A 15682-nucleotide genomic window follows, 5' to 3' on the forward strand; every position below is an offset into this window, starting at 1 on the left:
AAGCGTGGCGCGCCGCATCAAACCGCTTGTCCCATGTGCTGCTGTCTGGTATATCACATTCCAGATGGCAGACAAACCGAAAATATACCGCAATTCCGGCGTTCGGCGCATTGAGCGCCCCAAATCGCTGGCGCAGACGGTTCTTTCCCACCTGCGTACGTCGATCATTCACGGCGACCTCGAACTCGGGCAGCCGCTCTCGGAGCGGCAGCTCGCAGATGATCTCGGCGTCTCTAAGACCCCGGTGCGGGAAGCGCTCGCTCAATTGCGCAATGAAGGCCTGGTGCTGATCTATCCTCAGCGCGGCGCGTTCGTGTTCACGCTCAGTGCCCGCGAAGTCCACGAGATTTGCGAGTTTCGGAGCGCGGTCGAAGCGGCAGCGCTGAAGCTCGCGATCTCGCGCAATCCTGAGACCTTCGCGGCCGATCTGGGGGCGGTCGTCACGGAGATGACGGCGGCCCAACAGCGCGGTGATCAGCGAGCCTATCTAGAGCTCGACACCCGCTTTCACGCCACCTTCCTTGAGCATTGCGGCAACAGCTATCTGCGCGACGCCTACGAACGCAACGTCGGCAAGATCGCCGCTCTCAGGACCCATCTCGCGACCAAGCCGCTCCACACCAAGATGTCGTTCCGCGAGCACCGCCAGATGCTGGAGACGGTGCGGCAGCGCGACCTCGCCGCAACGCTCGCCATCCTGGATGTCCATATCGGGCGGACGCGGGAGACCTATTCGGCCGAGATCGAGGACATAGCGGCTGCCGACAAGGAGGTTGCGGAGGCGATGTGATGGCCGAGCCGCTCCTTCGATTAAGCGGCATTTCGCGCTCGTTCGGAATGACCCGGGCGCTCCAAGGCGTCCATTTCGAATTGCTAGCCGGCGAAATCCATGCGCTTTTGGGCGAGAACGGTGCTGGGAAATCTACACTGCTCGGCGTATTGTCAGGCGTCGTCGCGCCCGACTCAGGCTCGATCGAGATAGACGCTCGACAGGTCACAATCGATACGCCCGCAAAGGCGCAGGCGCTTGGCATCGGGACGGTTTTTCAGGAGCTCAGCCTCGCTCGCGCGCTGACGGTCGCGGAGAATGTCTTCGCCGGCCGCGCACCCACCCACTTCGGCCTTGTTCGATGGCGCGAGCTTCGGCGGAGGACGCGGGACATTCTGGCTGAATTCGATGTCGAAGCGGACGTCGACCGGCCCGTGGGGCGGCTGCCGGTCGGCATGCGTCAACTGGTGGAGATCGCCAAGGCGCTGTCGCTCAGCTCGCGGATCCTGCTCCTCGACGAGCCGACCTCCGCGCTCGATGCGGTCGAGGTGGAGGCGCTCTTTCAGGTCTTGCGCCGCCTCAAGGAGCGCGGAATCGGCATTGTCTATGTCACTCATCGCATACCCGAGGTCTTCCGCATTGCCGACCGGATCACGGTCCTGCGCGATGGGCGGCTGGTGAGCACAAATCATACGGACGCGATATCACCCGATCTGGTGGTGCAGGACATGGTCGGCCGCCACTTCGCTGCGCTGACGGCTCCGTCGGCTCAGGCCGGCGGTGGGGTCGCGCTGAAGGCGCGAAACTTGGGACGACGGGGCGAGTTTTCAGGCGTCGACCTCACCCTGCGCTTCGGCGAAGTGGTGGGGTTGGCGGGCCTGATGGGTGCACGCCGGGACGAGCTTGCGCGGACTTTGGCGGGAATCGTTCCGGTTCATTGCGGCACGATTGAAGTTCGCGGAGATCCGGTGCGCTTCCATGATGCCCGTCACGCGATGCGGCTCGGCGTCGCCTATGTGCCTGCAGACCGGAAGGAGGAAGGGCTCTTTGTAACGAAATCGGTCGTAGACAACATCATCGTGACAGCGCTTGGCCGGTTCAGCCGGAACGGCCTGCTCAACGCGGCCGCGGGCCGCGAGGCGACGAAAAAAGCCGTCGAGCGCTTTCACATTCGGGTCCCAGGGCTTTGCGCGGCGGCCGCCAAGCTCAGCGGTGGCAATCAGCAGAAACTGATGATCGCGAAGTGGCTGGAAAGGAGGCCCGAGATCATCATAATCGATGAGCCGACCAGGGGCGTCGACATCGGCGCCAAACAGGACATCCATCAGGAAATCCGCCGCCTCGCCTCCCAAGGCAAGGCGGTCCTGTTCGTCTCATCCGACCTGCCCGAACTTTTTGCGCTCACCAACCGCATCATCGTAATGCAGCAGGGCCGGATCGCGGCAGAGCTCGAGACCGCAAGCGCAACCGAAGAACTCGTCATGGCCTTCGCTGCGGGAACACGAGGCCATAAAAGTGGAGCGGTGGCATGAGAGCCGAGAACATGCGCCGCCTTACAGTTCAGCTGGTCTGCAGGCAGTTCCTGCGTCTCATCATCGAGACGCGCGAATTGACGCTCGCCCTTCTGATCGTGGCACTCATCATCGCCACCTGGCTGGCCTCTCCCTTCTTCTTCTCCATGGCTAATTTCCGGGCGATCACAGTCGGTATGGCGCCGACCGCCATCATCGCCATCGGCATGACAATGCTGCTCGCCTCGGGCGGTTTCGACCTGTCCGTCGGCTCCGTTCTCGCGCTCGCAAGCACCATCGTGGCGCTGCTAATCATCGACGGCTGGCCGATCCCGCTCGCCGTCCTGGCCGCGCTCGCGCTCGGCGCCGCGATCGGATTGGCGAACGGGCTGGTCGTCACCAAGATCAACGTCAACCCGCTTGTCGCGACCCTAGGCTCGATGTCGATCGCGCGAGGGATAGCATTGGTGCTCACAGAGGGTTTTTCTTTGTCAAACCTGCCGGCCGCCTTCGCCTGGGCCGGCAAGGCGCAGTTTATTGGCGTCCCTTTCCTGGTTTGGACGACCCTCGGGCTGGTCGTCCTGTTCGATCTGGCCATGCGGCATGTACGTTTCTTCCGCCAAATCTATTACATCGGATCGAATGAAAGGGCGGCGCGCCTGTCGGGCCTGCCTGTCGAGCGCGTCCGCATCGTCGCCTATATGCTCTCGGGCCTGCTTGCCGCGCTCGCCGGCGTGCTGCTTGCCTCCAGGCTGATGAGCGGCACCCCTACCGCTGGCGCCGGGCTTGAGCTGCAGGTTCTCGCAGCCGCAGTGATCGGCGGCGCCAGTCTGCGCGGCGGCGAAGGGACGGTTCTCGGCGCCTTCCTCGGGGTGATCTTCGTCGCCCTCATCAACAACGCCATGACCATGCTGGCAGTATCGATCTACTGGCAGATGATCGTCACCGGCACCGTGCTCGTGGCCGCGGTCGCACTCGACATGCTCGTGCGCCGCGGCAACGAATGAACCGTCATCTCGACGGTTAAAGGCAAGGGAGGAAAAAATGACCACACTCGACATGGATCGCCGCGATCTTCTCAAGTTTGGAGGACTGGGCCTGGCGGGCCTCAGCCTGCTGCCTGGCTTCAGCGCGGAGGCGTTCGCGCAGGGAGCCGGGATGGAATATGTCTTCTTATCCTGCGTCACCCAGGTTCCGTTCTGGGTCGACCATCGCAAGGCGCTCGAAGATTGCGCGAAGCTTCTGGGCGTCAAGACAGCCTTCACAGGGCCGCTCGATTTCGACACCGCCGCGCAGGCGCGCCAGCTCGATGAGCTCATCGCCAAGAAACCCGCGGGCCTGCTCATCTTCCCCGCCGATGCCGCCGCGCTCACGCCAGGCATCGACAGGGCAGTGGAGGCTGGCATTCCCGTCGCCATGATCATCGGCGACGCGCCCGGCTCGAAGCGCCAGATCTATCTCGGCATTTCCAACCTCGCGGCAGGCAAGGTCGGCGGCAAGATGCTTGCCGACGCGATCGGCGGAAAAGGGAAGGTGCTGCTCGGCTCGTTCCCGGCCCCCTCCGTTCTGGAGCGTGTGGAAGGCTACAAGACCTATTTCAAGGAGAACGCGCCGGGAATCGAGGTTGTCGATGTCGTCAACGACAAGGCCGACCCCTCTTACGCGCCGACCGCCTATAGCCAGGCTCTGCTTGCCCATCCCGATGTGATCGGCGTCGGCGGCACCGATGGCGACAGCGGCAAGGGGGCTGCGATTGCGGTCACCGAAGCCGGCCTCCAGGGCAAGGTGAAGATCGTCGCCATGGACCGGAACGACGACATGCTGCCCTATATCGAGGATGGGACGATCGTCGGATCGGTCGTGCAGAAATCCTATGTCGAGGCCTTTCTCGGTGTATATCTGCTGCACTGGCTCAACACAGGCGCCATGAAAGTGGTGCCGGACCATAAAGCCGCAGGCATCAACCCACTGCCGGAGAAGGTGGAGACCGGCGTCATGCAGCTCACCAAGGCAAACGTGGCGCAGTTCAAGCACTAGGTGTGGAGCCTCAACAGGTTGTTCCCGGTCAGACCGAGTCGGCTGATGGGTGGTTTTGAGCCGATACTGCCATGCGGTCTATGCCAATTGTAGCGGTGAAGCCATCGCGGCAGTTCGGCGGTGCGTTCGTCTGAGGTGTTGTAGGCGCGAGCATAGGCCCATTCGCGCAAGCTTGTCTGAATGAAGCGCTCGGCTTTCCCGTTGGTCCTGGGAGTATAGGGCTTGGTGAAGATCTGGCGCAGGCCGAGACGCTTGCAGGCTGCCCGGAAAGTCTTTGACCGGTAGCAGGAACCGTTGTCGGTCATCACGCGCTGCACTTTGACGCCGAGACTGGCGTAATAAGCAACGGCGGCCTCAAGGAAGGCGACAGCGCTGTTCTTGCGCTGATCGGGCATAACTTGGACGAAAGCGACGCGCGAGGCATCGTCGATGCAGACATGGACGCACTCCCAGCCGATGCCGGTGTGACGGTTGATCATGCCAGTTTGTCGTCCGGTGATGCGGTGTCCGACAGAGCCGATCCGGCCGAGCTTCTTGATATCAAGATGGATGAGTTCGCCGGGATGCTCCCGTTCATAGCGGCGCACGGGCCTCCGGCTCCAACGCGCTCAGCTTATTCAAGCCCAACCGGCGCAGAATACGGCTCACCGTCGCTGGCGAGACGCCGGCCTCAGCGGCGATCTGTTTGCCCGTCCAGCGCTGGCGGCGCAGCCGTTCGATCGTTTCGATTATCGCCGCAGGCGTCGGCCGGCGCAGTCGATGGGGCCGGGAGGAGCGATCATGCAATCCTGTCAATCCTTCGCGGCGATATCGGTCTATCCACTTCCGAATGGTCCGCAGGCAGACGCCTGCGGCTTTGGCCACGGCCCCCGGCGTCTGCCCGCTCTCGACCTGCCTTACAATTCGCTCTCGACCGCGCGGCGTCAGCCGCGCATTCTTGTGGATGTTCATCCGGTCCTCCGAGAATCACTGAAGCTTCGACAACCTCAGCTTTCCCGGTCTGGGCCGGATGGACAACCTACTGAAAGCTCACAGCTAGCTAAGCTAGGCTGGAATTGGATGCCGAATAAGGCAGCGTTTTTCTTGCCACCGACCTCGGTCTCGCGATCGAGCCGCGTGACGATCACGCCGATTAAATCGCCTCGTGGGCGAAGGTCCTGAAGGACTTGCGCCCCTCGCTCCAGGGCGGCTCGCGCGAGCGGCCGGTGCAGACGTCGAGCACGTGCATTCCCTTGGCAACACGTGCGGCAGCCAAAATAGCTGGCACGGTCTGCGTGGGTGAGACGCGCAAAATGCCGCTCGTATCCTTTGCTGACAGTTTCCCAACCGGCATGCTCGAATTCACGGCTCGCCTAGAAGCGAAGCTGCCATTCAATGGCGCCTTCGGTCGGCCAGTTCTGGGCCAAGCGTACCTATTGCCAAATGTTAATCGTCGCAAGCGTCCGCATCAGGTGGTTGGAAACCAGCTCCTCGGCGCGCTGGCCGTTGCGGTCGGCAATTGCGTCGACAATCGACTTGAGGTCCTTGTAGGTCTGCTGTTTCACCGGGCTAGGCGCTGGCTTGCCGGTGTCGTGACCGTCAAGCAGCACGGCGCGGCGGTCGTCCAGGATCGAAGCCATGATCTGCTCGAGGAACTTGTTCTTGGTCGAGGCGAACATCTGCCGGTGCAGCGCGTAGATGCTTTCCTTGAAATCTTCCCAGGTGGTGGCGCCAAGGATCACTTCGAGGATGCGGCGCATCTCGACGATCTCGTGCTCCTGCACCCGGCTGACGACGAGGTGCATCATTGCCGGCTCGAACAAGAGGCGCCCCTCTACGATCTCGGCGAAGGACGGCACGGCCTCGTGGCTTGCGGCGTTGGTCTGGTCCATTCGCCCGAATACGTCGTGCGCATCGTCAGTGAGGAAGGTGCCGCTGCCGACGCGGCGGCGCACCAGGCCCTGCCGCTCCATCATCGCCAGCGCGCTGCGCACCGCCGTGCGACTGGTGTTGAGCTGCTGGGCGAGCTCGCGCTCGTTGGGGAGCTTGGCACCCGGCACCATCAGCCCGTCCTTGATGCTGCGTAGCAGCGACCGGTAGACCAGCGACGGGGTCGCCCGGTCGTTGGTGCTGATGGCGGTCAGTTGCGGCAATGCGGCAGTCATGGTCATCAATGCAGGTCCTCCAGGTGGTCGGCAATGAGGCGAATCGGGCCACCATTGTCAACTATTCGCGCCCAATCTGGTGCGTAGAACAGGCAGAGGCTCGCTCCATGGACGGCCGGGCAGGGCGAGCAACGTGTGGTAATCGGCAAACCCAGCGCGCCGATCATGCCGGCCACCCCGGCGACCCGCACCGGATCGAGGTCGGCGACGCCGATCAGCCCGGCGGGGGGATGATCCGCATGGACCCGGGCGTGCCAGCCGCCGAAAAAGCCGAGACCGATGACGCCGACTCTCAGCGGTTCGATCACGGCCGCCGCTCCGGAATGGTCCAGAAGCGGAAGTTGGCAATGAACGTGGCGAGTTCGCTTGTGACGGCGTCGAAGAAGGCCTTTCCCGCTTCTGGACTGGCGAGCGCCGGGTCGCCAAGGGTGCCGGTGGGCGAAAGGTCGCCGAAGTCGTGGTAGAGGCGGATGGCCTGTGCTCCAAGCAGGTCGGTGGTGAGGTAGCGCGAGCCCGGGTCGGGGTAGGTGGTCTCGGCAAGGTCGATCTTCACCAGCTCGGGCCGGAGGTGCTGGACCATCGAAGTCTCGAACTCGCAGGCGTGGCCCATGCCGCCGCTTTCCGACTTGCGCAGTTTTGCGATCGCCTCGCGCGCGAGGGCAAAGTAGGTGAGCGCGGCGATCCGGGCGGCACCGTAATGGGTGTGGCCGAGCGTTGAGGCCAGCACGTCGATCACGCCGTTATTGCCGCCGTGCCCATTGACGATGAGAATGCGGCGGAAGCCGTGTGTTACCACCGAGGCGACCACGTCCTCGACCACAGCGATCAGCGTTTCGGGGCGCAGCGTTGTCGAGCCGGGGAAGCGCATGTGGTGGGCTGAGAATCCATACCAGGGTGGCGGCATGACGATTGTGTCGCCCGCGGTTTCCGCCGCCGCCAGAGACACCGCCTGGGCCAGCAGCGTATCTGTGCCGAGCGGCATGTGGTTGCCGTGCTGCTCGACGGAGCCTAGCGGCAGAATAACGACCGTCGCGGCGCGGTCCAGCGCGCCGATTTCGGGCGAGGTCATTTCCTCCCAGCGCATCATCGCACCGTGAAGGTTGCGGTTTTGAGGTCGCACATGGCGGTCAGCGCGTGTCTGCCGCCGACGCGCCCAGTGCCGCTGTCCTTGCCCGAAACGCCACCGAACGGGATGTGCAGCTCCCAATAGTTCGAGGTGTCGTTGATGTTGACGATCCCGGTCGGCATTTCCTCGACATAGCGGAAGGCGCGGTCGATATCCTGGGTGAAAACCGAGGACACCAGGCCGTAGCGGTTGTCGCGGGCGATCTCGAACGCCTCCTCATCGCTGTCAAAGACGAGCAGTGGCGCCACCGGTCCAAAAGTCTCTTCGCTGTTGATGATCGCATCGCGGGTGACGCCGGTCAGTACGGTGGGCTCGAAGTAGAGCGGGCTCAGGGCGCCCTTCGGGAACTTGCCCCCGGCGATCGCGGTGGCGCCGCGGGAGACGGCATCGCCGACATGCTCGGCCACTTTCCGTGCGACGCCCTCATTGTTGAGCGGGCCCATGGTCACGCCTTCCTTGCGCGGATCGCCGAGGACGACCGCGCGCGCCGCCGCGGCCATGCGCCCGGCAAAGGCATCGTAGACCTTGCGGTGGACCAGGATGCGCTCGGACGAGGAGCAGACCTGACCGGCATTGACGAACGAACCCGATGCGGTCGCCGCGGCGGCGCGATCGAGGTCGGCATCGTCGAGGATCACCACCGGGCCGTTGCCGCCGAGCTCCATGAGCTGCGGCTTGCCTGCGGCGCGCTGACTGATGATCTTGCCGGTCGCCGCGCTGCCGGTAAAGCCCACGGCGTCGGTGCCGGGATTGGAGACAATCTCGTCGCCGACGACATTGCCGGCGCCGGTCACTAGGTTGAGGATCCCGGGCGGCAGGTCGGCGTCCTCCATGGCTTCCACCAGCGCCATGGCAACGAGCGAGGTGGTCGGCGCCGGCGTCCAAACGATGCCGTTGCCCGCCGCGAGTCCAGGCGCGATGTATTCGACCGGAATGTTGACCGGAAAATTCCACGGCGTCACCACGGCGTAGACGCCGCGCGGCTGGTAGAAGGTCATCACCCTCTTGGTCGGGTCCTCGGTCGGGATGGTGGTGCCCTCGAGATATTTCACCAGGTCAGCCGCAAGGTTGAAGCCGTCGACCGACTTGCCGATCTCGAAATACGCCTCGGCATAGGGCTTGCCCTGCTCGAGCGTCAGCAGCCGCGCCAGTTCCTGGCGCCGTGCTGTGATGGCGTCGCCGATCCGGCGCATCGTCCTGGCGCGATCCCAGGTCGAGACCTTGCGCCAGCCCGGCTGGGCCGCACGCGCCGCGGCGATGGCATCGACCGCCGCCTGCCGCGAGCTCCAGCACAGCAGCCCGATGGCGCTTCCGTCGATCGGGGAATGCTGCGGTCTGGTCTCGCCCTGCGGATCGCCGCGCCAGTGCCCGCCGATGAAATTGGTTTCGCCGTTATGCGCCATCCCGCGACCTGTTCTACGAAGGTGGTTGCAATTGATCTCAAGTGGTTCTTATAATTCAACCAACGAGCAGGAGTGTCAACGAGAATTGGGGCACCCCCGCCGGTCGGCACGGTCAGTCAACTAACCGGCCGCCAAGAGACAGAGAGGATGGACCCAAAATGCAAATCAGGAAACTCCTAGCCGCCGCGGCCGTGGCTTTAGGCCTCGCCGCGCAGCCGGCGCTGGCGCAGAATCTCACGCTCGAATTCGTCGTCTGGAACTATTCGCTCGAGACCATCCAGGACAATGTCCGTCTGTTCGAGGAGGCCAATCCCGGGATCAAGGTCAACATCACCGATTATGCCTGGCCCGACTATCACGACAGCCTGATCCTGCGCATCCGCAGCAAAACGCCGACCGATGTGGTCTATGGTGGTCAGGATTGGTTGCCGGCATGGGCCGCCGCCGGATTCATCGCGCCGCTTGACTCGGTCGCGCCTGCCGGGGCGATCGAGGAGCTTTCCGCTGACATCGCCGGCTTTGCGCTCACCGACGTGACCTATGACGGCAAGGTCTACGGCTTGCCGTACTACTCGGACACTATCAGCTTCATCTACAACAAGAAGATCCTCAAGGATGCCGGCATTGCCGTGCCCGCGACCTGGGAAGAGGTGACGGCCGCGGCCGAGCAGCTCAAGGCTGGCGGCATGGATAAGCCGATCATCTACGAATACAATCAGGAGCTGCCGAACTTCTACGATGCCTTCGTCGCGCAGTCCTATGGCCGCGGCGCCGAACTATTCGACGCCGAGCTGAACCCGCTGTTCGCCGATCCCGAGAACGGTGCCTACAAGCAGCTCGAGTGGATCGCCGACGCCTATGCCAAGGGGCTGGTGCAGTCGGACAACCACGAGTCGACGATCATCACAGCGATGAACACGGGCAAGCACGCCTTCACGATCGTCTTTACCTACGTGCTCGCCGCCCTCAACGACGCCGCAACGCAGCCGCTCGCCGGCCAGTTCGCGCTGGCGCCGATGCCGGGCGAGAAGCATTCGACCCTCGGCTTTGCCAAGTCCTATGTTGTCACCGCGACCACCGCGGCCGATCCGGTTCGCGCCGAGGCGGCATGGAAGTTCGTCAACTTCATGGCCGGCAAGCCCTATACGGTTGCCAAGCGTTGGGCGGTTGAAAAAGGTCTCGGCTTCGCGCAGCTGCCGCTGTTCGAAGACCAGGACGTGATCACCGCCTGGGGCAAATGGGCCGACGTCGGCGCGCTCGGCGCGCAGGCTTCGATCGCCAAGGCCGGCACCTATACCGAGTTCTCCTCGATCTGGTCCGCCTACTTCCGGCCGCTGCTGGCCCAGGCGATGGTCGGCGAGGCCCCGGTCGATCGGGTGATGAAGGACGGCGCGCAGCGCTGGACCGAACTCAAGGAGAAGTTCGCGAGCAGGTAAGCTTGCTCCTGAAGCCGGCGGATTGCGACTAGTCGCTGTCCGCCATCATAGTCACCCGAAGCCTCGCGGGACGCCCGATCCATGTGGACCATCAATCGCTTTCCGGGCCTGTGGCTGTTGCCGGCGCTGTTGCCCGTCATCCTGATGACGGTCTACCCGATCGGTCACGCGCTCTGGACGTCGCTGCACGAGGTGATGATCCTGTTCCCCGGCGAGCCCTTCGTCGGTCTGAGGAATTACGGGCGCGTCGTTGCCAGCAACTATTTCCAGGATGCGCTGCGGAACTCGCTGGTCTTTACGCTCTTCGCCGCGCCGTCTGCGGTGATCCTCGGCACGCTGATCGCACTCTTCCTGCAGCGGCGCTTTTTCGGCTCGCAGGTCGTTCGCTCCATCGTGCTGCTGCCCTGGGTGCTGCCGGGCGCGATCTCGGCGGTGCTGTGGGTCTGGGTGTTCCACCCGAGCTTCGGTATCCTCAACGGCATCATGCGCGATCTCGGCCTGATCGAGGACTCGATCCTCTGGCTCACTAACCCGCGTACCGCGCTGATGGCGGTGACCTTCGCCCATGTATGGACGCAAATCCCATTCGCCGTCGTTTTGATGATGGCGGCGCTCTCGACCATCAACTCCGAGACGCTCGAAGCGGCGGCCATCGACTGCCGCAATCCACTGAAGCGGTTCCGCTACATCATCTTCCCCGAGATCAAGGCGATGATCGTGGTGCTGCTAGTCTATAACGCGCTGATCGCGTTCACCAGCTACGACCTGGTCTACGCCATGACCGGCGGCGGCCCGGGGACGGCGACGACGCTTTTGAGCTTCCAGATCTGGCGCGAGAGTTTTTCGATGTACGACTTCGGCGCCGGCTCGGCGGTCGCTTTCATCGTCGTCGTCATCTCCGCGGTCCTGATCGTCGCCATCACCCGGGCGCTGCCCTCAGACCTGTTTGCGAGCGATTGAGATGGCTGGTCGGCTGCATCCCATCCTGACCGTAGCCTTCGCCGCGCTGATCCTGCTGTTCACCGGCGGGCCGGTACTGCTCTCGCTCTATGGCAGCCTGGTGCCCGATCGTATCCTACTCAGCCCCGACAAGTCGATCATCACCGAAGGCCCGAACTTCGAGACCTACCGCTACGTCTTTACCGGGCAGTTGCCCGAAAGCTACCAGCAGGAAAGCGCCAACCGCGCGATGATCTCGGACGCCGCGCGGCAGGTGCCGCGGGCGCTGGTCAATTCCTCGATCTATGCGCTTGCCGCGATGGTGCTGAACCTCATCCTCGGCGCGCCGGCGGCCTTCGTCTTTGCCCGTTACGTCTTCCCCGGCAAGAAGATCAGCTTCATGTACCTGATCCTGTCGCCGCTGGTGCCGGCCGTGGCGCTGGTGACGCCGATCTACATGATGTTGCAGTTTTTGGGGCTCGTCGGCACCCAGCTCGGCATCATCCTGGTCCACACCGCCAAGGCGCTGCCGTTCACCGTGCTGATCCTGTCGGTGTTCTTCCGCAAGATCCCGGCCGAGATCTTCGAGGCTGCCGTTCTCGATCATTGCAGCCGCTTCCAGACCTTCTGGCGCATCGCGCTGCCGCTGGCGCTACCGTCGGTCGCCGCCACGGGGCTGTTTGCCTTCATGATCTCCTACTCGGAGTACATGTTCGCGATGATCCTTTCCGGCGACACCCGGACGCGGCCCGTCTCGGTCGTCATGACGGCGCTGGCGCGCAACACTGATGTGAGTTGGAGCCTGCTCAACACCGGTATCTTCATCGCCATCGTGCCGACGCTGGTGCTGGTCGTCTTCGTCTGGCGCTTTGTCGTCGAGGGCCTGCTCAGCGGCGCCGTCAAGGGATAGTGAGATGACCGACTTCGCCGGTGACGAGATCCATCACCCATTGAAGTGCCGCCCCAAGGGCGCCGCGCCAGGATGTGACCGCCGGCCCCTACTCACCGGTGCTCGAGGTCGCTGTGCGGCGCCTCGTCGTCATCTCCGGCCAGGTCGCCGTCGATCTCGAAGGCCACGTCATCGGCGACAGCATCGAAAAGCAGACGATTGCGATGCTGCCTTGCGCTGGCCACCTGGCGAGCGCCGGGTGCATGCTGAGCGATGTGTTCAAGGTCAACATCTACTTTGTCGACCTCGGCCACTGGGCGCGCTTTAACGCCGTCTACGAGGAGGCGATGCCCGAGCCGCTGCCGGTGCGCACCGCGGTGCAGGCGATCCTCTTGCCGGGGTATCTGGTCGAGATCGAAATGTGGGCCGTCAGAGCGAAGGGTTAGGCGCGTGGCATCCGTAGACCTCAGGAATATCGTCAAGAGCTTCGGCAAGGTCGAGGCTGTGCGCGATGTCTCGCTTTCCATCGCCGACAAAGAACTCGTCGTCTTCGTCGGCCCCTCCGGCTGCGGCAAGTCCACGCTGCTGCGCGTGATCGCCGGGCTTGAGGGCATCACCTCGGGAGAATTGCTGATCGGCGGCAGGCCGATGAACAGGGTGGCGGCCGCCGACCGCGGCATTGCCATGGTGTTCCAGTCCTATGCGCTCTACCCGCATATGAGCGTCGCCGAGAACATGGGTTTTGCACTAAAGATGATCGGGGTGAGCAAGGCCGAGGTCGACCGCAAGGTGCACGCCGCGGCGAACATCCTGCAGATCAGCGAACTGCTCGAGCGCAAGCCGCGTCAACTGTCCGGTGGACAGCGCCAGCGCGTCGCCATCGGCCGCGCCATCACGCGATCGCCGGATGTCTTCCTGTTCGACGAACCGCTCTCGAACCTCGACGCCGACCTCCGCGCCCAGATGCGCGTCGAGATCGCCCGGCTCCACGACGAGCTCAGGACGACGATGATCTACGTGACCCACGACCAAGTCGAGGCGATGACGTTGGCCGACCGGATCGTTATCCTCAACAATGGGCAGGTGGAGCAGGAAGGGCCGCCGCTGGAACTGTACGAGAAGCCGGCGAACCGGTTCGTCGCCGGCTTCCTCGGCCAGCCAAAGATGAACTTCCTTCTCGCGATCGCCGCGCCGGGCAATGGACCGATCGACTTCCGGCTCGGTGCGGACGGACCGGTGATCGTCTCCCGGCCGGTCTCGGGGGCCATCGCCCCGGGCGACCGCGTCGAACTCGGCATCCGGCCCGACGCCATTTCGCTCGTCGACAGCGGGGGCTTGGCGGGGGGCGTCGTTTTGGTCGAGCGCTTGGGCGGGTCGAGCCTGCTGCACGCGCGCGTCCCGGGCCTCCGCGATCTCCTGACCGTGGAACTGCCGGGCACATACCAAGCGGAACCGGGCAGCACGGTGCGGCTCGGCATCGCAGCGGATCGCGTCCACGTCTTCGACGCCTCCGGCCGGACGATTGGATGAGGGGAGGTCGGAGTGATCCAGACCGCAGGATAGGAAGACAGAGCCAGCGGCTGCCCAGCCGAGGCCGCCTTGGGTGCGGGACAGTTTTGTCGCATGCTCGAGGGCCACGTCGTGCAACCATTCGAGGTGCTTGATGTCGAAGCGACTGCTCGGTCCCGAAATGGCGATGCCGCCCGCGACGGCGCCCCCCTTCTCGAACATCGGCACCGCCACACAGCTCATGTCCGGCGGGCGTCGCCGACGACGAGCAACTGGAGCAGATAGCGGTCGGGCTTTTGACCGGACCCGATCCGCGGAGAGCATTATGGCCAGCGGCCACGAGCGCCGCATCAACAGACCGGACACAAGGCAGCTCCGACCAGCAGTGCACTCGGGTTCAGAACACTTAAACGTAAGAATGCAGCAGTTCATGCAGGCGGGGGCACTTAATGGGGAATCTCAGCGCGTCGGTTCTCAAATAATTATGCAAAGTGAGAACCACGCCACCTGACGCCGGCACGCTATGAGGTTTAAAACGTTGAAAAAGATGCCGGATCGTTCACTGAAATGAAAAAATCCTGCCCGGCTCATTCTCATGTGTGGAGCGGCCGTTTGTTGCAAGAGAGAAAATCTGTGATGCCGCTCTGGTCGGGTGCAAGCCATGTGTCCGGCCTTCGCAAGGCGGCGCATATGGCCGCAGGCCCTGATGAAGTCCGCGGATCGGGTTCCAATCAAATTAGCGCGCTCGATGCGCCTTGAGAATCTCGGATTTATCCAATCCCCAGTTCGACCGGTTTGCCATCACATCTCATCAGCCCTCGCTACCTACCGTCCAGCGTTCCTATTCGAGTTTGCTAAACGGAAGATTCGATTATGCAGCACCAACGTCAGCGGTATAGGCTTGGTTGCGCGCCAGCAATGCCCAGGCAATACGCGCTGTCTTGTTGGCCAGGGCCACCGAGACCAGCCGGGCCGGCTTGCGGGTGAGCAGCTTGGCCGCCCAATTTTTGCTGGCACTGTCCTGCCGTGCTCGACGGATCACCGCCGTGGCGCCGATAACAAGCAGGCGCCGAATATAGCCATCGCCCTGTTTGCTGATGCCGACAAGTTTCTCCTTGCCGCCACTGCTATGCGAGCGCGGCGTTAGACCAAGCCACGCCGCGAAGGAGCGGCCCGAGGAAAACAGTGTTGCATCGGGTGCCGCCGCCACGATAGCGCTTGCCGTGATCGGCCCGATGCCGGGGATGACAGCCAGCCGCCGGCTTGCCGCATTATTCCGATGCCAGGTCAAGATCTGCGTTTCGATCTTGTCGATTTCGCTGGCCACGATGCGCATTTGTTTGATCAATCCATGCAGCGCCTTGCGCGCCAATGTGGGCAGGCTGTCTTGCATCGCATGAAAAGCCTCGATCGCCGCTTTCACGCCGGCGGTCCCTTGCGCGGCGATGATGCCGAATTCAGCGAGATGTCCGCGCAGGGCGTTGATCAACATGGTGCGCTGGCGGACCAACAGGTCGCGGGTTTTATGCAGCATCAGAACGCCTTGCTGTTCCATGCTCTTGACCGCGACGAAACGCATGGTCGGTCGTGTCACGGCCTCGCAGATCGCCTCCGCATCGGCCGCATCGGTCTTGCCGCGCTTGACGTAGGCTTTCACGTAGGCTGGCGGCATCAGCCGAACCGTGTGGCCGAGCTTGCCCAATTCCCGGCCCCAATGATGAGCCGTCGCGATGCCGATGAGGCAGGGGTGAAGGCTCGCGAAGAATTTCATCACCTCGCCGCGGCGCAATGGCTTACGGACGACTACCTTGCGGCATGCGTCGATGCCGTGAACCTGGAAGATATTCTTGGCAAGGTCGAGTCCGATTGTCACAATCTGGTTCATGGAGTGGCTCCTTTCCCATGTTTCTCACAACAGC

At 63.3% G+C, this 15682-nt stretch carries 15 protein-coding genes and 2 pseudogenes; 9 read left to right on the forward strand and 8 right to left on the reverse strand.

Translation table 11 applies throughout. The features are described from left to right. Positions 1-64 precede the first annotated feature (64 nt). Genes PYH37_RS10870 through PYH37_RS10885 form a run of 4 tightly spaced genes read left to right on the forward strand, consistent with a single transcriptional unit; the run spans position 65 to position 4317 of the window. The gene (locus tag PYH37_RS10870; protein ID WP_280731415.1) at positions 65-790 is read left to right on the forward strand and encodes a GntR family transcriptional regulator; all 726 of its coding nucleotides are present in this window, start codon (positions 65-67) and stop codon (positions 788-790) included. Continuing rightward, positions 790-2301, forward strand: a complete 1512-nt coding sequence (locus PYH37_RS10875; protein WP_280731416.1) for a sugar ABC transporter ATP-binding protein — start codon at positions 790-792, stop codon at positions 2299-2301. Before PYH37_RS10870 ends, PYH37_RS10875 begins: the two co-directional genes overlap by 1 nt. Beyond that, positions 2298-3287 carry an ABC transporter permease gene (locus tag PYH37_RS10880; protein WP_280731417.1) on the forward strand — a complete coding sequence of 330 codons (990 nt, stop codon included), beginning with the start codon at positions 2298-2300 and terminating at the stop codon, positions 3285-3287. Before PYH37_RS10875 ends, PYH37_RS10880 begins: the two co-directional genes overlap by 4 nt. A gap of 37 nt (positions 3288-3324) precedes the next feature. Then, positions 3325-4317 (forward strand): substrate-binding domain-containing protein, encoded by a 993-nt coding sequence (locus PYH37_RS10885; RefSeq protein ID WP_280731418.1) that lies wholly within the window; start codon positions 3325-3327, stop codon positions 4315-4317. On the opposite strand, the pseudogene PYH37_RS10890 reads toward PYH37_RS10885, so the two are convergent. The 6 genes and pseudogenes from PYH37_RS10890 to PYH37_RS10915 form a co-directional block, all read right to left on the reverse strand. After that, a pseudogene (locus PYH37_RS10890) lies at positions 4314-5268 on the reverse strand (IS481 family transposase). The gene PYH37_RS10885 and the pseudogene PYH37_RS10890 sit on opposite strands and share 4 nt — an antisense overlap. 181 nt (positions 5269-5449) lie before the next feature. Further along, a complete protein-coding gene (locus PYH37_RS10895) occupies positions 5450-5650 on the reverse strand; it encodes a hypothetical protein (protein WP_280731419.1) in 201 nt (66 codons plus the stop codon). A 79-nt stretch (positions 5651-5729) separates the two neighbouring features. Continuing rightward, positions 5730-6467 carry a FadR/GntR family transcriptional regulator gene (locus tag PYH37_RS10900; RefSeq protein ID WP_280731420.1) on the reverse strand — a complete coding sequence of 246 codons (738 nt, stop codon included), beginning with the start codon at positions 6465-6467 and terminating at the stop codon, positions 5730-5732. Further along, positions 6467-6769: a hypothetical protein gene (locus PYH37_RS10905; protein ID WP_280731421.1), complete on the reverse strand. Its 303-nt coding sequence runs from the start codon at positions 6767-6769 to the stop codon at positions 6467-6469. The genes PYH37_RS10900 and PYH37_RS10905 overlap by 1 nt, the downstream gene beginning before the upstream one ends. Then, entirely contained in the window at positions 6766-7530 is a 765-nt protein-coding gene (locus PYH37_RS10910; RefSeq protein ID WP_280731422.1) for a creatininase family protein, read from the reverse strand. The genes PYH37_RS10905 and PYH37_RS10910 overlap by 4 nt, the downstream gene beginning before the upstream one ends. A gap of 14 nt (positions 7531-7544) precedes the next feature. Continuing rightward, complete coding sequence (locus tag PYH37_RS10915) at positions 7545-8990, reverse strand: aldehyde dehydrogenase family protein (RefSeq protein WP_280731423.1); 1446 nt, start codon at positions 8988-8990, stop codon at positions 7545-7547. 158 nt (positions 8991-9148) lie between these two features. Here PYH37_RS10915 and PYH37_RS10920 point away from each other — a divergent pair, with 158 nt between their 5' ends. From PYH37_RS10920 to PYH37_RS10940, 5 genes are all read left to right on the forward strand, one after another. Then, positions 9149-10426, forward strand: coding sequence for an ABC transporter substrate-binding protein (locus PYH37_RS10920; protein WP_280731424.1), 1278 nt, complete (start codon positions 9149-9151; stop codon positions 10424-10426). Positions 10427-10507: 81 nt separating this feature from the next. Next, positions 10508-11386, forward strand: a complete 879-nt coding sequence (locus PYH37_RS10925) for a carbohydrate ABC transporter permease (protein ID WP_280731425.1) — start codon at positions 10508-10510, stop codon at positions 11384-11386. 1 nt (position 11387) lies between these two features. Continuing rightward, complete coding sequence (locus tag PYH37_RS10930; RefSeq protein WP_280731426.1) at positions 11388-12275, forward strand: carbohydrate ABC transporter permease; 888 nt, start codon at positions 11388-11390, stop codon at positions 12273-12275. A gap of 74 nt (positions 12276-12349) precedes the next feature. Then, positions 12350-12700, forward strand: coding sequence for a RidA family protein (locus PYH37_RS10935; protein ID WP_280731427.1), 351 nt, complete (start codon positions 12350-12352; stop codon positions 12698-12700). 4 nt (positions 12701-12704) lie between these two features. After that, positions 12705-13784, forward strand: a complete 1080-nt coding sequence (locus PYH37_RS10940) for an ABC transporter ATP-binding protein (protein WP_280731428.1) — start codon at positions 12705-12707, stop codon at positions 13782-13784. A gap of 87 nt (positions 13785-13871) precedes the next feature. On the opposite strand, the pseudogene PYH37_RS32415 reads toward PYH37_RS10940, so the two are convergent. Both PYH37_RS32415 and PYH37_RS10945 read right to left on the reverse strand, forming a co-directional pair. Continuing rightward, positions 13872-14195, reverse strand: a pseudogene (locus tag PYH37_RS32415) (IclR family transcriptional regulator domain-containing protein); the annotation flags it as partial. 439 nt (positions 14196-14634) lie between these two features. Beyond that, on the reverse strand, positions 14635-15648 hold the full coding sequence (locus tag PYH37_RS10945) for an IS110 family RNA-guided transposase (RefSeq protein WP_280731429.1): 1014 nt from the start codon (positions 15646-15648) through the stop codon (positions 14635-14637). Positions 15649-15682: the final 34 nt, after the last annotated feature.

The organism is Sinorhizobium numidicum (genome assembly GCF_029892045.1).
Lineage (GTDB): Bacteria > Pseudomonadota > Alphaproteobacteria > Rhizobiales > Rhizobiaceae > Sinorhizobium > Sinorhizobium numidicum.

Coding starts and splice junctions, on each gene's coding strand:
- PYH37_RS10870 (WP_280731415.1), top strand. CDS start 65: ATGGCAGACAAACCGAAAATATACCGCAATTCCGGCGTTCGGCGCATT.
- PYH37_RS10875 (WP_280731416.1), top strand. CDS start 790: ATGGCCGAGCCGCTCCTTCGATTAAGCGGCATTTCGCGCTCGTTCGGA.
- PYH37_RS10880 (WP_280731417.1), top strand. CDS start 2,298: ATGAGAGCCGAGAACATGCGCCGCCTTACAGTTCAGCTGGTCTGCAGG.
- PYH37_RS10885 (WP_280731418.1), top strand. CDS start 3,325: ATGACCACACTCGACATGGATCGCCGCGATCTTCTCAAGTTTGGAGGA.
- PYH37_RS10895 (WP_280731419.1), bottom strand. CDS start 5,650: ATGCCGGTTGGGAAACTGTCAGCAAAGGATACGAGCGGCATTTTGCGC.
- PYH37_RS10900 (WP_280731420.1), bottom strand. CDS start 6,467: ATGACCATGACTGCCGCATTGCCGCAACTGACCGCCATCAGCACCAAC.
- PYH37_RS10910 (WP_280731422.1), bottom strand. CDS start 7,530: ATGACCTCGCCCGAAATCGGCGCGCTGGACCGCGCCGCGACGGTCGTT.
- PYH37_RS10915 (WP_280731423.1), bottom strand. CDS start 8,990: ATGGCGCATAACGGCGAAACCAATTTCATCGGCGGGCACTGGCGCGGC.
- PYH37_RS10920 (WP_280731424.1), top strand. CDS start 9,149: ATGCAAATCAGGAAACTCCTAGCCGCCGCGGCCGTGGCTTTAGGCCTC.
- PYH37_RS10925 (WP_280731425.1), top strand. CDS start 10,508: ATGTGGACCATCAATCGCTTTCCGGGCCTGTGGCTGTTGCCGGCGCTG.
- PYH37_RS10930 (WP_280731426.1), top strand. CDS start 11,388: ATGGCTGGTCGGCTGCATCCCATCCTGACCGTAGCCTTCGCCGCGCTG.
- PYH37_RS10945 (WP_280731429.1), bottom strand. CDS start 15,648: ATGAACCAGATTGTGACAATCGGACTCGACCTTGCCAAGAATATCTTC.